Source organism: Mycolicibacterium neoaurum ATCC 25795 (genome assembly GCF_000691525.1).
GTDB lineage: Bacteria > Actinomycetota > Actinomycetes > Mycobacteriales > Mycobacteriaceae > Mycobacterium > Mycobacterium neoaurum.
The window spans coordinates 176062-192251 of the sequence record NZ_JMDW01000010.1 but is presented as its reverse complement, the minus strand read 5'-3'; the positions used below and the strand labels follow the sequence as shown (position 1 = coordinate 192251).

At 69.3% G+C, this 16190-nt stretch carries 14 protein-coding genes; 7 read left to right on the top strand and 7 right to left on the bottom strand.

The genetic code is table 11. The features are described 5' to 3' along the window. The first annotated feature begins 45 nt into the window (after positions 1-45). Positions 46-792, top strand: coding sequence for a DUF4333 domain-containing protein (locus IC40_RS0114810; RefSeq protein ID WP_030135489.1), 747 nt, complete (start codon positions 46-48; stop codon positions 790-792). 15 nt (positions 793-807) lie between these two features. On the opposite strand, the gene IC40_RS0114805 is transcribed toward IC40_RS0114810, so the two are convergent. Continuing rightward, a complete protein-coding gene (locus IC40_RS0114805) occupies positions 808-1806 on the bottom strand; it encodes a 5'-3' exonuclease (RefSeq protein WP_042509713.1) in 999 nt (332 codons plus the stop codon). Positions 1807-1817: 11 nt separating this feature from the next. Here IC40_RS0114805 and IC40_RS0114800 point away from each other — a divergent pair, with 11 nt between their 5' ends. After that, positions 1818-2987, top strand: coding sequence for a M24 family metallopeptidase (locus IC40_RS0114800; RefSeq protein WP_030135487.1), 1170 nt, complete (start codon positions 1818-1820; stop codon positions 2985-2987). 15 nt (positions 2988-3002) lie between these two features. Here the strand turns inward: IC40_RS0114800 and IC40_RS0114795 are convergent, their stop codons facing one another. Beyond that, positions 3003-3416 carry a F420-dependent biliverdin reductase gene (locus IC40_RS0114795; protein ID WP_030135486.1) on the bottom strand — a complete coding sequence of 138 codons (414 nt, stop codon included), beginning with the start codon at positions 3414-3416 and terminating at the stop codon, positions 3003-3005. A 35-nt stretch (positions 3417-3451) separates the two neighbouring features. On the opposite strand from IC40_RS0114795, the gene IC40_RS0114790 reads away from it, so the two are divergent. The 4 genes from IC40_RS0114790 to IC40_RS0114775 are packed head-to-tail and all read left to right on the top strand — an operon-like array spanning position 3452 to position 6847. Then, complete coding sequence (locus IC40_RS0114790; protein WP_030135485.1) at positions 3452-4195, top strand: decaprenylphospho-beta-D-erythro-pentofuranosid-2-ulose 2-reductase; 744 nt, start codon at positions 3452-3454, stop codon at positions 4193-4195. After that, a complete protein-coding gene (locus IC40_RS0114785; protein WP_030135484.1) occupies positions 4192-5364 on the top strand; it encodes a bifunctional cobalt-precorrin-7 (C(5))-methyltransferase/cobalt-precorrin-6B (C(15))-methyltransferase in 1173 nt (390 codons plus the stop codon). Before IC40_RS0114790 ends, IC40_RS0114785 begins: the two co-directional genes overlap by 4 nt. Then, positions 5361-6122, top strand: a complete 762-nt coding sequence (gene cobM, locus IC40_RS0114780) for a precorrin-4 C(11)-methyltransferase (RefSeq protein WP_030135483.1) — start codon at positions 5361-5363, stop codon at positions 6120-6122. Before IC40_RS0114785 ends, cobM begins: the two co-directional genes overlap by 4 nt. After that, the gene (locus IC40_RS0114775) at positions 6122-6847 is read left to right on the top strand and encodes a cobalt-precorrin-6A reductase (RefSeq protein WP_030135482.1); all 726 of its coding nucleotides are present in this window, start codon (positions 6122-6124) and stop codon (positions 6845-6847) included. The genes cobM and IC40_RS0114775 overlap by 1 nt, the downstream gene beginning before the upstream one ends. Here the strand turns inward: IC40_RS0114775 and IC40_RS0114770 are convergent. From IC40_RS0114770 to IC40_RS0114750, 5 genes are read right to left on the bottom strand one after another with little or no spacing between them, the layout of a single operon-like run. Continuing rightward, positions 6844-7884 carry a phosphotransferase family protein gene (locus tag IC40_RS0114770; protein WP_081843446.1) on the bottom strand — a complete coding sequence of 347 codons (1041 nt, stop codon included), beginning with the start codon at positions 7882-7884 and terminating at the stop codon, positions 6844-6846. The genes IC40_RS0114775 and IC40_RS0114770 overlap by 4 nt on opposite strands. Before the next feature lie 31 nt (positions 7885-7915). Next, the gene (locus IC40_RS0114765) at positions 7916-9394 is read right to left on the bottom strand and encodes a precorrin-2 C(20)-methyltransferase (RefSeq protein ID WP_030135480.1); all 1479 of its coding nucleotides are present in this window, start codon (positions 9392-9394) and stop codon (positions 7916-7918) included. After that, positions 9391-10017, bottom strand: a complete 627-nt coding sequence (locus tag IC40_RS0114760; protein ID WP_030135479.1) for a precorrin-8X methylmutase — start codon at positions 10015-10017, stop codon at positions 9391-9393. Before IC40_RS0114760 ends, IC40_RS0114765 begins: the two co-directional genes overlap by 4 nt. Before the next feature lie 9 nt (positions 10018-10026). Continuing rightward, complete coding sequence (gene cobG / locus IC40_RS0114755; RefSeq protein ID WP_030135478.1) at positions 10027-11160, bottom strand: precorrin-3B synthase; 1134 nt, start codon at positions 11158-11160, stop codon at positions 10027-10029. Between the two features lie 30 nt (positions 11161-11190). Further along, positions 11191-12147, bottom strand: coding sequence for a TauD/TfdA dioxygenase family protein (locus IC40_RS0114750; RefSeq protein ID WP_042509714.1), 957 nt, complete (start codon positions 12145-12147; stop codon positions 11191-11193). A 393-nt stretch (positions 12148-12540) separates the two neighbouring features. On the opposite strand from IC40_RS0114750, the gene cobN reads away from it, so the two are divergent. Next, positions 12541-16143 (top strand): cobaltochelatase subunit CobN, encoded by a 3603-nt coding sequence (gene cobN / locus IC40_RS0114745; RefSeq protein WP_191293427.1) that lies wholly within the window; start codon positions 12541-12543, stop codon positions 16141-16143. Positions 16144-16190 lie beyond the last annotated feature (47 nt).

Genomic DNA, 16190 nt, shown 5'->3' with positions numbered 1-16190 from the left:
CGGCGGGTCACGCAGACCAGTACGAGCTCGGATCAAGGAGACACGATGAGCGGACCGCAGGGATCTGACCCCACGCAGGCGTGGTCGGGTCAGCCGCCGCAGTCCGGCGGAAACCCGCCCTCCGGTGACCAACCCGCCTGGCAGCCGCCCCAGACCCCGGAACAGCCCGGCCACGACGCGCCGGCCTGGGGCCAGCCGCCGGCCTATCAGCCACCGCAGGGTTATCCGCAGTATCAGCAGCCGGGTCAGCCCGCTTATGGTCAGCCGCAGCAGTACCCGCAGCCCGACCAGTACGGCCAGCAGCCCACGGCCTATGCACCGCAGGGTTACCCGCAGCAGTACGGTCAGCCGGGCCAGCCCTACGGTCAGCAGCCCCAGTACGGGCAGCCCGGCCAGTACGACCCGCAGCAGCAGTACCCGCCCTACGGCCAGCCCGGTTCCGAGGAGGGCTCGAAGAAGTCGCTCGCCGTCATCGGCAGCGTGCTCGGCGGTCTCGCGCTGGTGGTCATCATCGCGGTGCTGGTGCTCGGCTTCTGGAAGCCGGGATTCTTCGTGACCACGACGCTGGATGTGGATGCCGCCCAGACCGGCGTACAGCAGATCCTGACCGACGAGGCCAACGGCTACGGCGCCAAGAACGTCAAGGACGTCACCTGCAACGGCGGCGTCAGCCCCGAGGTCAAGAAGGGCGACACCTTCACCTGCCAGGTCAGCATCGACGGCACCAAGCGCCAGGTGACCGTGACCTTCCAGGACGACAACGGCACCTATGAGGTTGGCCGCCCGAAGTAGCCGTCGTCGCGGGACTCAGGAAGGCAGCTTGTCCAGTGCCTTCTGCAACCGCGCGATCGAGGACTGCACACCGAATTCCTCGGCCAGTGCGACCACGCGCGCCGGGTCGACGGCGGCCAGCGGCAGCGCGTCACTGTCCCCGGACAGCGTCACCGGCGCATCGAGCGCCACCCGGACCACCGGCTCGGCGGCAGCGATGTAGTCCGAGGCGGCCAGCAGCTTCTTGCGTTGCGCCGTCGGCACACTCGACGACGGATCGGCCGCTGCGGCGATGATGGACTCCAGTGATCCATGCTGGGCCAACAACGTCGCGGCGGTCTTCTCACCGATACCGGCCACCCCTGGCAGTCCGTCGGAGGGATCTCCGCGCAGCAGCGCCAGTTCGGCGTAGGCGGGCCCGGCCCGATCGATCGGCACGTGATAGGTCTCGGCGACCTCGGCCGGCCCGAACAGCACCGCCTTGGCCAAGCCGCGACCGATGTAGAAGACCCGCACCGGCACCGGTTCGTCGCGCACCAGCTGGAGCAGGTCACGGTCGCCGCTGACCACCACCACCGGGTCCTGCGATTCCGCGGCGGCCAGGGTGCCCAACACATCATCGGCCTCGTATCCGGGGGCACCGGCGGTGGTGATCCCGAACGCGTCGAGCATCGCCATGATCATGTCGACCTGCGGGGTCAGCTCGTCGGGGACCTCTTCGACGTCGGGGGTGCCCGCGGGCAACGCCTCCTCGACACGGTGCGCCTTGTACGACGGGATGCGGTCCACACGCCACTGCGGGCGCCAGTCGAGGTCCAGGCACACCACCAGCCGACCGGGCCGGTGCGTGGTGACCAGTGCGGCGATGTTGTCGATGAACCCGCGCAACGCGTTGACCGGACGTCCGTCGGGGGCGGTGATCGAGGACGGCACCCCGAAGAAGGACCGGAACCACATGCTGGCACCGTCGAGGAGCAGGACGGGGCGGTCCCCCGGGGCGAGCGTCGCGGCGCGGTGAGATCCGGAGTCGGGCATCGCACTAGCCTATGGGTATGGCCAACGCCGGGGACACCACCCGTTTCAGCACCGATGTCTACGCCCACCGGCTGCGTGACGCCGCCGCGGGCGCCGCCGCTGCCGGACTGTCCGGTCTGATCATCACGCCCGGCTACGACCTGCGGTATCTGACCGGCTCGCGCGCGCAGACCTTCGAACGACTGACCGCGCTTGTTCTGCCGGCCGACGGGGCGACGCCCACGGTGGTGGTGCCGCGCCTGGAACTGGCCGCGCTGCGCGAGTCCGCCGTCCCCGAACTCGGTGTGACGGTGCGGGACTGGGTCGACGGCGAGGACCCCTACGCGTTGGTGGCCGCGGCTCTCGGAGCGGGTGGGGTGGGCACAGCGACGGGTGACCGACCGGCGACGGCGGTCACCGACTCCATGCCCGCTCTGCATCTGTTGCCGCTGGCCGACATCCTCGGCCGGGTGCCGGTGCTGGCCACCGATGTGTTGCGTCGGTTACGGATGATCAAAGACGAGAGCGAGATCGACGCGCTGCGCAAGGCCGGCGCGGCCATCGACCGGGTGCACGCCCGTGTGCCGGGTTTCCTCGTGCCCGGGCGCACCGAGGCCGAGGTGGCTGCCGATATCGCCGAAGCCATTGTCGCCGAGGGACATTCGGAGGTGGCGTTCATCATCGTCGGCTCCGGTCCCAATGGCGCCGACCCGCACCACGAATGCTCCGAGCGGGTGCTGTGTGCCGGCGATATCGTCGTGGTCGACATCGGCGGGCCCTACGCGCCCGGCTACAACTCCGACTCCACCCGCACCTACAGCCTCGGCGAGCCCGATGCCGAGGTGGCCCGCCAGTACGCGGTGCTGGAGCGTGCGCAGGCCGAGGCCGTCGCAGCGGTACGTCCCGGCATCAGCGCCGAGTCGGTCGACGCCGTCGCCCGCGATGTGCTCGCCGCCGAGGGTCTTGCCGAGGCGTTCGTCCACCGCACCGGTCACGGGATCGGGCTGTCGGTGCACGAGGAGCCCTACATCGTCACGGGCAACGACATCACCTTGGAGCCCGGGATGGCGTTCTCGGTGGAGCCCGGGATCTACTTCGCCGGGAAGTGGGGAGCCCGGATCGAGGACATCGTGATCGTCACCGAGGATGGGGTCGAGCCGGTGAACAAGCGGCCGCACGAGCTCGTCATCGTGCCGGTCTAGCTCCCGGCGCGGTACTCAGCTCTCGCTGCGATCCAGCAAGCTCGACGAGCCGAGCACCCGTTCGATGCGCACCGTGATGACGACTCGACGCGGATTGACCCGCGGGGTCCGGTAGCGCTGCGCGTACCGCAGCTCGGCATCCCGGACGTCATCGGGGTCGCCACTGACGGTCGCCGTGCCCTCCAGCGACAACCAGCGCGCACCGTCGACCTGGCTCAGCACGGCCACGCCGCGCTCCTTGGCATTGACGGCCTTCTGCGATCCACCGGTGGTGATGACACGCGCCAGATGGGTCGTCGGGTCGAAGGTGAACCCGACCGCCACCACATGCGGTGAATTGTCACCCCGCAGCGTGGTCAGCATGGCCAGATGACGCTCTGTCAGAAATGCCAGTGCGTCATTGGTCAGTCGTGTGGTTGCCTTGCCCATCGGGGTCCACGCTAGCGCAGGACATAATCACAGCCATGAAGGACACGGGGCTCGTCGTGATATTCGGCGGGCGCAGCGAGATCGGCCTCGAGATCGCGACGCGATTGGCACCGGCCAGGACGGTGGTGCTGGCCGCCCGGCGCTCGGCCACCCTGACCGCGGAGGCCGACGCGGTGCGGGCGGCCGGTGCGAGGCAGGTGCTCACCGTCGAGTTCGATGCCGACGATCTGGGCTCGCACGCCCAGCTGGTGGCGGCGTTGGTCGCCGAACACGGGCGCATCGAGATTGCCGTGTTGGCCTTCGGCATCCTCGGCGATCAACACCGCGCCGAGAGCGATTCCGCGCACGCGGCACAGATCGCCCACACCGATTACGTCGCCCAGGTCGGGCTGTTGACCGAACTCGCCACCACCATGCGCGCGGCCGGTGCGGGGACCATCGTGACCTTCTCCTCGATCGCCGGTGTCCGGGTGCGTCGCGCGAACTATGTGTACGGCTCGGCCAAGGCGGGCCTGGACGGCTTCTGCTCCGGCCTGGCGCAGGCATTGCGCGGTTCGGGAGTCCGGCTGCTGGTCATCCGTCCCGGGTTCGTCATCGGCCGGATGACAGCGGGGATGGCACCGGCACCGTTCTCCAGCACCCCGGCGCAGGTCGCCGATGCCGCGGTCCGCGCACTGTCCGGCCGGCGCGGGCGGGTGTGGGTGCCCTGGCAGGTGGGCGGTATCGCCGCGGTCTTCCGCCTTCTTCCCGGCCCGATCTGGCGGAGGCTGCCGCGATGAGCGCGCACATCGTGGTGGTCGGCATCGGTGCCGACGGCATGGCCGGGCTCTCACCCGCATCGACGGCCGAGCTGCGCAGCGCCACAATCGTTTACGGCTCCGGTCGGCAGCTCGACATGCTGGACTCGAGCATCGGCGCGCAGCGCAGGCAGTGGCCTTCACCCCTGTTGGACGCGTTGCCCACGATGTTCGACGGTCTGGGCACCGTGCACGTGGTCGCCTCGGGCGACCCGATGCTGCACGGCATCGGCGCCACGTTGATCCGGGTGTTCGGCACCGATGCCGTCCGGGTTCTGCCCCATGTGTCGTCGGTGACGCTGGCCTGCGCTCGGCTCGGCTGGCCTGCGCACGAGATCGAGGTGATCAGTCTGGTCACCGCAGACCCGGTGACCGCGGTGCGCCGGGGCGGCCGGGCAGTGGTGCTCAGCCGCGACGGCGACACGCCCGCCACGCTGGCCCGACTGTTGACCGAGTCCGGCCGCGGCGACTCCGAATTCACTGTGCTGGAGAATCTCGGCGGCCCGGACGAACGCATCACCCGGAGCACGGCGGGCACCTTCTGCACGCGGGTCGGCGACCTCAATGTGATCGCCGTGCGTTACCTGCCCGATGTGCGGCGCGCACACGCGCTGCCCGACGAATCGTTCGCCCACGACGGGCAGATCACCAAGCAGTCCATCCGGGCGGTCACGCTGGCCACGCTCGGGCCGCGGCCCGGCGAGCTGCTCTGGGACGTGGGATCCGGATCGGGGAGCGTCGCGGTCGAATGGTGCCGCAGCGCACCGGGGTGCCGAGCGGTGTCCTTCGAACGAGACGCCGACCGCCGCCACCGGATCGCGATGAACGCCGCCGCCTTCGGGGTACGTGTCGATGTGCGGTCCGCGGCTCCGGAGCCCTTCGGTGACGTGGCGCCGCCGGCGGCGGTGTTCGTCGGTGGCGGCGTGACGCAGCCCGGGCTGATCGAGGCCTGTATCGATCGACTGCCCCACGAGGGCAGGCTGGTGGTCAATGCCGTGACGGTGGAGTCCGAAGCCGCACTGGCACAGTGGTACGCACAGAAGGGTGGCGAGTTGCGACGTTTTCAGCACTATCACGGTGGGCCGGTGGGTGGCTTCACCGCGTGGCGCCCGGCACTACCGGTCACCCAGTGGGCATGGGTGAAACCGTGACCGTCTACTTCATCGGGGCAGGTCCCGGGGCGGCCGACCTGATCACCGTGCGCGGACAACGGCTGCTCGGCCAGAGCCCGGTATGCCTGTACGCCGGTTCGATCATGCCGCCGGACCTGTTGGCGTTCTGTCCGGCGGGAGCGCGGGTGGTCGACACCGGACCGCTGACGCTGGATCAGATCATCGACGAGATCGCCACCGCCGATCGCGCCGGACACGATGTGGCCCGGCTGCATTCGGGCGATCCATCGCTGTACTCCGCACTCGCCGAGCAATGCCGCAGGCTGGACGCGCTGGGCATCGGTTACGAGGTCGTGCCGGGCGTGCCCGCGTTCGCCGCCGCCGCCGCGGCGCTCGGGCGGGAGTTGACCGTGCCAGGGGTGGCGCAGACGGTCACTTTGAGCCGGGTCGCCACCCTGTCGACCGCCATGCCCGAGGGTGAGTCGCTGGCCGCGCTGTCGGCACCGGGCGCCACGCTGGTGCTGCATCTGGCCGCCGCCCAGGCCGAGTCCATCGTCGCCGAGCTCACCGGACCCGGAGCCGGGTATACCGCCCAAACACCATGTGCGGTGGTGGCATACGCCAGCTGGCCTGCCGAACAGGTGGTGCGCTGCGAGCTCGGGGACCTGGTCGAGAGGTTGCGGGCAGCCGGCATCACCAAGACCGCAGTGATCATCGTCGGAGACGTCCTCGGCGCACAGGGGTTCACCGACAGCTACCTGTACTCGACGGGGCGCCGGCGGGGGAGCCGGCACTAGTGCGGGTACTGCTGCTGGGCGGGACCGGCGAGGCCCGCGATCTGGCTTCCCGACTGCATCCCGAGATCGCGGTGATCAGTTCGTTGGCCGGCCGGGTGCCCGACCCCGCGTTACCGGTCGGCGAGGTCCGCATCGGCGGATTCGGTGGTGCGGACGGGCTCGCCGACTGGCTGACCGACAACGCCATCACCGCCGTGGTGGATGCCACCCATCCGTTCGCGGCCACCATCACCGCCAACGCCGCGCGCGCCGCGGCGAGGGTGGGCGTGCCACATGTGGTGCTGGCCCGCCCGGCGTGGCCGCACGGTGACGCCATCGTCGTACCCACCGACACCGCGGCGGCTCAGACGGTGACCCGTCACCGATACCGGCGGGTGTTCCTCACCACCGGCCGGTCGGGGACCGCGGCCTTCCGCGGTGTCGACGCATGGTTTCTGATTCGCGCCGTCACCCCACCCGAACCCGAGCTGCTTCCGGACCGGCACCGGCTGGTGCTCTCGCGCGGGCCCTACCGTCTGACCGACGAACTGAAACTCTTGCGCGACAACGGTATCGACGCACTGGTGACCAAGAACAGCGGCGGTGCGATGACACAGGCCAAACTCGATGCCGCAGACGAGGCGGGAGTGCCGGTGATCATGGTGGACCGCCCGGCACTGCCGGATGGGGTGGCCAGCGTGCACACCGTCGACGCGGCGGTCGACTGGGTGTGGGCCCGGCGCTAGATCAGGGCCAGCGTGTCCAGTTCGCGGATGGCGCGGCAGGACCGTTGGGCCATCGCCAACATCATCTCGTCACCGCGCTCGGTGTTCGTCGCGAAAGCAACCCCGAACGCGATGATCAACGGTGCCTGCAGCATGCCCAGACGGTAATCCCGCCAACAGGTTTCGACGTCGTACTCGGTGACCCCGAGTCCGGTCAATGCGGCATGGTATTCGGCGACCAGATCCTGCTCGGACGCCGCGCGGACCTCGGGATCCAGACTGGTTCCGGTGAAATACGCCAGATCGCGGGCTGGCAGTCCCACGGCGAGGGTCTGCCAGTCGACGATCGTCACGGTCGAGCGGGCGGGATCGAAGAGCATGTTGTCCAGCCGGTAGTCGCCGTGCAACAACCCGAACCGATGCGGTTCGGTCAGCAGCCACGGCGTCACCATCGACAGCGCCGCCGCCATGGTGGCGCGATCATCGGCGGTCATCCGGTCCCCGAGCCGCTCCAGCGTGGCCTCGGCGGCCATCTTCGCCAGATCGCCCATCCCGGCCGCCATCGCGGCGTCGGGCTTGGGCATCGGGATTCCCGGCAAGCCCGTCAGCTCGGAATTGCACCAGCTCGGCGCGTGCAGGCCGGCCAGCGCGCGTGCCCCGAGCGCAGCCTCCTCGGCAGTGCAGCCGGCGATCTGGTCGCCCTGTTCGGCCGGTGCCAGATCCGCCAGCAGCAGCACGAAATCGCCTCCGTCGGCGCCGATATCGCAGTGGTAGTGGCGTGGGACCGGTACCTGGACCCGGTCGGCGATCCCGGTATAGAACGCATGCTCGGATCGATAGCCCAGGGCGACCCGATCGCGGACGGCATCGTCCTGGGCGGACAGCTTCACGGCAAAGGTGGTGGGCAGCTCGGCAGCGTCGGCGTAGCCGAGCTGCACGCGGTAGGTCGCACCGGTCTGGCCCGTACCGATCGGGGTGATGTCGACACTCTCGACACGGGCGCCGAGCACACCGGTCAGCCAAACCGCCGTCACGTCATCGGGAGTACGCGGGATCACCAGCGAAAACTAGACGTGATGCCAGAGGCTGTCAACGATGCTCGGCCGAGGTCAGCTCCGGGTAGGTGCGCGGGGTGAACACGATATCGCCGTACACCCGAGTCTGCGAGGACCCGATGATCAGCAGGCATCGCATGTCGACCTCATCGGGGTTCAACTCCCCGAGCGTCACCACCCGCACACTTTCCTGCGGTCCGGCCACATCCCGTCCGATCACCACCGGCGTGTCGGGGGACCGGTGCTCCAGCAACAGCTCCCGCATGGCGCCGACCTGCCAGGTCCGCGTCTTCGACGCCGGGTTGTACACCGCGATGGCCAGATCGGCGGCGGCGGCCGCGCTGATCCGCTTGGCGATGATGTCCCACGGTTTGAGCCGGTCGGACAGGGAGATCACGGCATAGTCGTGGCCGAGCGGTGCGCCGACGCGGCTGGCCACCGCGTTGGCCGCGGTCATCGCGGGGATCACCCGGACCGGGACGTCGGGCCAGTGCACGGCCTCCTCCAGGACCGCCGTGGCCATCGCGAAGACGCCGGGGTCTCCCGAGGACACCACGACCACCGAGCGGCCCTGGCTGGCCAACTCACAGGCCAGGCGAGCCCGCGCGGGCTCGTCGGTGTTGTCACTGGCGTGGCGGGTCTGGCCGGTGCGGACACCGACCCGATCCAGATAGGGGAAGTAACCGATCAGATCGGTGGCGGCGGCCAGCTCGCGTCGCGCCTGCGGCGTGATCCAGTCCAGGTCGCCCGGGCCGAGGCCGACCACCGCGACGCTGCCGCCGCGGCGCTGGACCGCCGCCTCACCGGGGAGCATGACGATGGAGAAGTAGGGCACCGAGTCCGCATCGACGTCGGCGGCGGCGAGCACCCGCTCCTGCTCGGTGCTGGCCCGCTCCACGTAGAAGGCCCGCTCGAGGCGGCCGGTCTCCGAGAGTGCCTGCCGCACTTCTGAATAGGACTTACCAAGCTTCATGATGACCGCGGCGTCGGTATCGGCCAGCCGACGGGCCAGCTCGGCGCCCGGCAGGGTTCCCGGCAGGATGGTCAGGACCTCGTCGCCCTGCACGAGCGGCATACCGTTGGCGGCCGATGCCGCGCTGACCGAGGTGACACCGGGCACGATCACGGCGCGGAACTGTTCGGTCAACCGGGTGTGCATGTGCATATAAGAGCTGTAGAACAGCGGATCGCCCTCGGCGAGCAGGGCGACATCGCGACCCGCCCGCAGGTGGACGGCGATGCGCTCGGCCGATTCGGCGTAGAAATCCTCCATGGCGCCGTCATAACCACCGGGATGCTCGGTGGTCTCGGTGGTCACCGGGTACACGAGATGCTCTTCGAGCTGTCCCGCACGCAGATAGGGTTCGGCGATCCGGCGCGCGATACTGCGGCCGTGCCTGGCACTGTGATAGGCCACCACGTCGGCCTCGCCGATCACCCGGGCCGCCTTGACCGTGACCAGCTCGGGATCACCGGGGCCCAAACCCACACCGTAGAGCGTTCCTTGACTCATTCGCGTTCACTCGCAATCGCATTCACCGCTGCCGCCGCCATCGCGCTCCCGCCACGACGGCCCGTCACCACCAGATAGTCCATTCCGCGCGGGCGGGCTATCAGCTCGTCCTTGGACTGTGCGGACCCGACGAAGCCGACCGGCCCGCCGAGCACTGCCGCCGGGACGGCGGCACCGTCGTCGAGAAGTTCGAGAAGTCGGAACAGGGCGGTCGGTGCGTTGCCGATCGCGAGCACCGCGCCGTCGAGTCGATCGGCCCAGATGTCCACACCCGCGGCCGATCGCGTGCTGCCAAGCCGCGCGGCCACCTCCGGGGCGCGGGGATCGGCGACCAGCGATATCACCTCGTTGTCGGCGGGCAGGCGAGACCGGGTGATACCGGCTGCCACCATCGACGAGTCGCACAGCACCGGCGCGCCCGCGGCGAGCGCCGCGCTCGCCCTGGCCACGACATCGGGACTGAACGCGACGTGATCGGTGACATCGGTCTGCCCGCAGGTGTGGATCAGGCGGACGACCACCCGGGCGACATCATCGGGAAAGCGCGCCAGATCGGCTTCGGCACGGATCGTCGCGAAGGACTCACGGTAGATCTCCGCGGCATCGCGGATGTATTCGAGCACCCGCTCACCCTACGTGTGGCGGGGTCGGTATCCGTCCGCGGAGGCAACCAACACCTGGGCACCCGCCGGCGCGCCGCAGCCGCGCTCGCACCCCACGAAGTGTCGGTGGGCGCCCGATGGTGCAGTCGGACCGGAGTTGACGGCGGCAACGGCATCTGCGCGGACATCCGTCGTCGAGCGCTCGCAACCGGGGCTACCTGCGCAGGCGCTGACGGTCAGCCACGGTGAGGCCTCGTCGAAGACCAGTCCCAACGGCGCGAGCACGCGTAGCGCGGTGTCCGCGACCTCCTCCCGAAGGTCGCAGATCAGGATCGAACGCCACGGCGTCACCACCAATGGCGCGTTGATCGCGGCCACGAATTCCGCGGTGCGCGCCGGCAGCACTCCCAGGGGCACCACCGACGCCAGCGTGACGCGGGGATCGGAGCCGTTCTGCTCGATCCACCCCACCGGTCCGCGCGCGGTATCACCGACCACCAGCCGCTGCCCGGCCGGCACCGCAACCTCATAGCCGGCGGTCAACACCGCGGGGTCGTCGAGTTCGGCTACCCTCCAACGCTTTCCGCGATCGCGCTGGAAACGCGAGGCAATTTCGATCACGGTGGGTATGGCGCTGTCGGCCGACAGCCGCACACCGCTGTCCGAACCCGCCAGCAACAGTGCGACGCCATCCTCGGTCACCTGCAAACCCACATCGGTGCGCAGTCCGCTGACATCGCCACGGCCGTCATCGATGGAGAACCAGAACCGGCCGGGCAGCTGGGACAGTGCGGCATCGGCCTGCAGCGCAGCGTCGAGGTCGCGGACCCACTCGCGGACATCGGTCAGACCGCCGGACCTGCCCGACAGGGGGGAGGAGACGATGTTGCGGACCCGCTCGTGCGCCGGTGCCGGCAACAGCCCGGCGCTTGCGATGGCATCGGCGACGCGGGCGGTGTCGGTGATCGCGCGGATCTGCACGCTGCCGCGCGAGGTCAACTCCAGCGCACCGTTACCGCATTCGATGGCCAGATGCGCGAGCGTCTCCAACGCCGCGGCCTCGAGGAAACCGCCGGGCAGCCGCACTCGCACCAGGGCCCCGTCGGCAGCCTGATGCACCTGCAGGGCGCCGGGACAGGCGTCTTGATCGCGGGTTCGACTCACCCGTCCACCGTACTGCCCGGTGCGGAATGCTCAGCTGGCCAGTGGAACCGGGGTGACCACCACGGAGTACTTTTCGGCGTCACCGGCGATGACCCGGCTGGCCGCGCCGTTGACGTCGACGGGCACATCCCCGGCCAGGGTGACCCGGCTGAGTCGGCGGAACTGGTCGTCATAGTCGGCGACCGCGTAGTGCTGTGTCGCCCGGTTGTCCCAGATGGCCAGGTCGCCGGGAGCCCAGTTCCACCGGACGGTGTTCTCCAACTTGGTGATCCGCGCCTGCAGCAGATTGAACAGGGTGGCCGACTCCGTCGCACCGAGCCCGACCAGTCGCTTGACGAAGTGGCCGAGCAGCAGGACCCGCTCGCCGGTCTCCGGGTGCACGCGCACCACCGGGTGCTCTGTCTCGAAGTACTCGGACTCGAACTCGGCCCGGTGTTCGCGCACGGTATCGGCCAGCACGTCGTGCCGCTGGTCACCGGCCGGGTGATCGGCGGTGTAGTCATAGCGATTGGTGTGCACCGCCCAGAGGTTCTCGGCCAGTATGCGCAGCGGTGCCGGCAGCTGGGCGTAGGCGGAGGCGGTATTGGCCCACACCGTCGTCCCGCCGTAGTCGGGCAGGGTGACGGCCCGCAGCAGCGAGGCCTTCGGGATGCGATCGACGAAGGTCACGTCGGTGTGCCAGCTGTTGGCCTTGTCGTAGCGCGAGTCGATGGGCAGCACCCTGGTGCCCCGCGACAACACCGTCGGATGCGCCGCGGTGGTGGTGCCCAACCGCTGCGCGAACGCCAGTTGCCCCTCGTCGTCGAGATGGTCCTGGCCGCGGAAGAAGATCACCTTGTGCTCCAGCAGCGCGGTGTTGATGGCCGTGACGGTGGCCGCGTCGAGGTCATGGGCGAGTCGCACACCGTCCACGCGGGCGCCGATGTGCGCGCCGAGCTTGACGACACGTATCGGGCGCTGCGAGTGCGATGGGTCGGAAAGTGTCATAGGAGTATTGGGCCAGCTCGACCCACGGCTGCCCACGGTTTTACCGGCGGCGATCCAAAGGCCGATATGCGCAGTTCAGCGGCCTGGGACTGAAGCGATTGTGTGATAGGTCACATCAAGATCGACGCTGTCGGCTCACGCACAGATCGCACTTTTGCCGACACCGCGGGGTTACGTTCTCGGTACCAACTGGTACCAGCCGGTACCCCTACCGAAAGGAGGCGACACATGGCGTCATTGATTGCCATCGGACTGGGCGTTGCCCTCGTCGTCGCCGCCATCGCAACTCCCTACCGGGGCTCCTGGTACGCCCGCTGGGGCGGCTGAGACAGCACCCGGCGTAAACACCGGGCGCGCCCCACGCCGGGGGTGCGGTGGGGCAGGATTGAGCGGGTGCCGACCGTACTGCTGCTCTCGACGTCCGATACCGACCTGATCACCGCGCGTGCCAGTGGGGCCCGGTACCGCTGGGCCAACCCGTCCCGGCTGCTGCAGGACGAACTCGACCGGGAGCTGGCCGAGCTGCTGACGGGCGTCGACATCGTCGTGGTGCGAATCCTCGGCGGCTACCGCGCCTGGCAGGACGGCATCGACGTGCTCGTGGCCAGTGGCGTGCCGACCGTGGTGCTCTCCGGCGAGCAGGCACCCGATGCCGAGCTCATGCGGTATTCGACGGTGCCGGCGGGCGTGGCCCTGGAGGCGCATGTCTATCTGGCCCAGGGCGGCGTCGAAAATCTGCGCGGGCTGCACGCCTTCCTGTCCGACACGCTGCTGATGACGGGCCAGGGGTTCGACCCACCCGTGCAGATCCCGACCTGGGGTGTCCTGGAACGCACCGAGGCGGCGCAGCCCGACGCTCCCACGGTTGCCGTGCTCTACTACCGGGCCCAGCACCTGGCGGGTAACACCGGCTATATCGACGCGCTCTGCGCGGCCATCGAGACGGCCGGCGGTCGGGCGCTGCCGGTGTACTGCGCCTCACTGCGCACCGCCGAGGCCGACCTGCTGGAACTGCTCGGCACCGCCGACACGCTGATCACCACGGTGCTCGCCGCAGGCGGTGCCACCCCGGCGACCGTCACCGCAGGCGGCGCCGATGACGGCTGGAACGTGGCCCACCTGGCGGCGTTGGACGTCCCGATCCTGCAGGGGTTGTGTCTGACGAGCTCGCGGGCCACCTGGTCGGCCAATGATGACGGACTCTCGCCGCTCGATGTCGCGACCCAGGTCGCCGTGCCCGAGTTCGACGGGCGCATCATCACCGTGCCGTTCTCGTTCAAGGAGATCGACGACGAGGGCCTGATCACCTACAACGCCGATCCCGAACGGTGCGCCCGGGTGGCCGGTCTTGCCGTGCGCCATGCCCGCCTCCGCCGCATCCCCGCCGCGGACAAGCAGATCGCCCTGGTCTTCTCGGCCTATCCGACCAAACACGCCAGGATCGGCAACGCCGTCGGGCTGGACACCCCCGCCAGCGCCATCGCACTGCTGCGCGCGCTGCGTGACCATGGCGTCGACATCGGCGAGGTGCCCGGCGTCGACGCCGGAGATGGTGACGCCCTGATCCACGCGCTGATCGAACGCGGTGGCCAGGATGCCGACTGGCTCACCGAGGAGACGCTGGCGCTCAACCCGATCCGGGTCAGCGCGGCCGAGTACTCACGCTGGTTTGCGACCCTGCCCAGCGAGCTCGCCGACGCCATGGTCGAGCACTGGGGTCCGCCCCCGGGCGAACTGTTCGTCGATCGCACCCACAACCCGGACGGCGATATCGTCATCGCGGCCATGCGATCGGGCAATGTGGTGATCCTCGTTCAGCCGCCGCGCGGGTTCGGCGAGAACCCGGTGGCGATCTACCACGATCCCGACCTGCCGCCGAGCCACCACTATCTGGCCGCCTACCGCTGGCTGGACGGCCAGTTCGGAGACGGACCCTCGTCATTCAAGGCCGATGTGGTCATCCACCTCGGCAAGCACGGCAACCTCGAATGGCTACCCGGCAAGACGCTGGGGATGAGCAGCGCATGTGGGACCGACGCTGCCCTCGGCGATCTGCCGCTGATCTACCCGTTCCTGGTCAACGACCCGGGCGAGGGCACCCAGGCCAAGCGGCGGGCGCATGCCACCCTGGTCGACCATCTGATCCCGCCGATGGCGCGCGCCGAAACCTATGGAGACATCGCGCGTCTGGAACAACTGCTCGACGAACACTCCAACGTGTCCGCGCTGGACCCGGCCAAGCTGCCCGCCATCCGCCAGCAGATCTGGACCCTGATGCGCGCGGCGAAGATGGACCACGACCTGGGTCTGGAGGATCGGCCCGACGAGGACTCCTTCGACGACATGCTGCTGCACGTGGACGGCTGGCTGTGTGAGATCAAAGACGTCCAGATCCGCGACGGCCTGCACATCCTCGGTCTCGCGCCGGACGGGGACTCCGAACTGGATCTGGTGCTGGCGATCCTGCGCGCCCGCCAGTTGTTCGGTGGTGAGCAGACCGTACCGGGTCTGCGCCAGGCGCTCGGTCTCGCCGAGGACGGCGCCGACGAACGCCACGCCGTCGATGCCGCCGAGGACGCGGCGCGGCAGTTGGTCACCGGGCTGCAGAAGACCGGCTGGGACGCCGGGGCCGTCGACGAGCTGACCGACGACCCCGTGGTGGCCGAGATCCTGCGCTTCGCGGCCACCGAGGTGGTACCGCGGTTGCGCGCCACCTCCGGCGAGATCGATGCGGTACTCAAGGCGATCGACGGCCATTACATCGCGGCCGGTCCCTCGGGATCCCCGCTGCGCGGCCTGGTGAACGTGCTGCCCACCGGGCGCAACTTCTATTCGGTGGATCCCAAGGCCGTGCCGTCTCGGCTTGCCTGGGAAACCGGTATGGCGCTGGCGGATTCACTGGTCGAGCGGTACCGCTCCGATCACGGCGAGTGGCCGAAGTCGGTCGGGCTCTCGGTGTGGGGCACCTCGGCCATGCGCACCTCCGGCGACGATATCGCCGAGGTCCTCGCGTTGCTCGGCGTCCGCCCGATCTGGGACGACGCATCGCGGCGCGTCGTCGACCTGGAGGTCATCACACCGGCGGAGCTCGGCAGGCCCCGCATCGATGTGACGGTACGTATCTCGGGATTTTTCCGCGATGCGTTCCCGCACGTGGTGACGATGCTCGATGACGCGGTGGCGCTGGTGGCCGCCCTCGACGAGGCTCCGGAGGACAACTACGTGCGCGCCCACGCGCTGGCCGACCTGGCCGAGCACGGCGACCAACGACGCAGCACGACAAGGATTTTCGGATCCAAGCCGGGCACCTACGGAGCGGGCCTGCTGCAGCTGATCGACAGCCGCAACTGGCGCGATGACGCCGATCTCGCCGAGGTGTACACCGCCTGGGGCGGATTCGCCTACGGCCGCGGCCTCGACGGCGCCCCGGCGTCGGAGGACATGAACCGCGCCTACCGCCGGATCGTGGTGGCGGCCAAGAACACCGACACCCGGGAACACGATATCGCCGACTCCGATGACTACTTCCAGTACCACGGCGGCATGATCGCCACCGTGCGGTCGCTGACCGGCAAGGACCCGGCCGCCTATATCGGTGACAACACCCGGCCCGATGCCGTGCGCACCCGCACGCTCTCCGAGGAGACCACCCGCGTGTTCCGCGCGCGCGTGGTCAATCCGCGCTGGATCAACGCCATGCGCAGGCACGGCTACAAGGGCGCGTTCGAGATGGCGGCGACCGTCGACTACCTGTTCGGATACGACGCGACCGCGCATGTGATGGCGGACTGGATGTACGAGCAACTCAGCCAGACCTACGTGCTGGACGCCGAGAACCGGAAGTTCATGAACGAGTCCAACCCGTGGGCACTGCACGGGATGGCCGAACGCCTGCTGGAGGCGGCGGGCCGGGGCATGTGGGCCCAGCCGGAGACGGCGACCCTCGACGGACTCAAGCAGGTGCTGCTGGAGACCGAGGGTGAACTGGAGGGCTGAGCCGGCCGGCGCCGGCCGGCGCAATCCCTCCCGCGCACTAGGATTGC

Coding starts and splice junctions, on each gene's coding strand:
- IC40_RS0114810 (WP_030135489.1), top strand. CDS start 46: ATGAGCGGACCGCAGGGATCTGACCCCACGCAGGCGTGGTCGGGTCAG.
- IC40_RS0114805 (WP_042509713.1), bottom strand. CDS start 1,806: ATGCCCGACTCCGGATCTCACCGCGCCGCGACGCTCGCCCCGGGGGAC.
- IC40_RS0114800 (WP_030135487.1), top strand. CDS start 1,818: ATGGGTATGGCCAACGCCGGGGACACCACCCGTTTCAGCACCGATGTC.
- IC40_RS0114795 (WP_030135486.1), bottom strand. CDS start 3,416: ATGGGCAAGGCAACCACACGACTGACCAATGACGCACTGGCATTTCTG.
- IC40_RS0114790 (WP_030135485.1), top strand. CDS start 3,452: ATGAAGGACACGGGGCTCGTCGTGATATTCGGCGGGCGCAGCGAGATC.
- IC40_RS0114785 (WP_030135484.1), top strand. CDS start 4,192: ATGAGCGCGCACATCGTGGTGGTCGGCATCGGTGCCGACGGCATGGCC.
- IC40_RS0114765 (WP_030135480.1), bottom strand. CDS start 9,394: ATGAGTCAAGGAACGCTCTACGGTGTGGGTTTGGGCCCCGGTGATCCC.
- IC40_RS0114750 (WP_042509714.1), bottom strand. CDS start 12,147: ATGACACTTTCCGACCCATCGCACTCGCAGCGCCCGATACGTGTCGTC.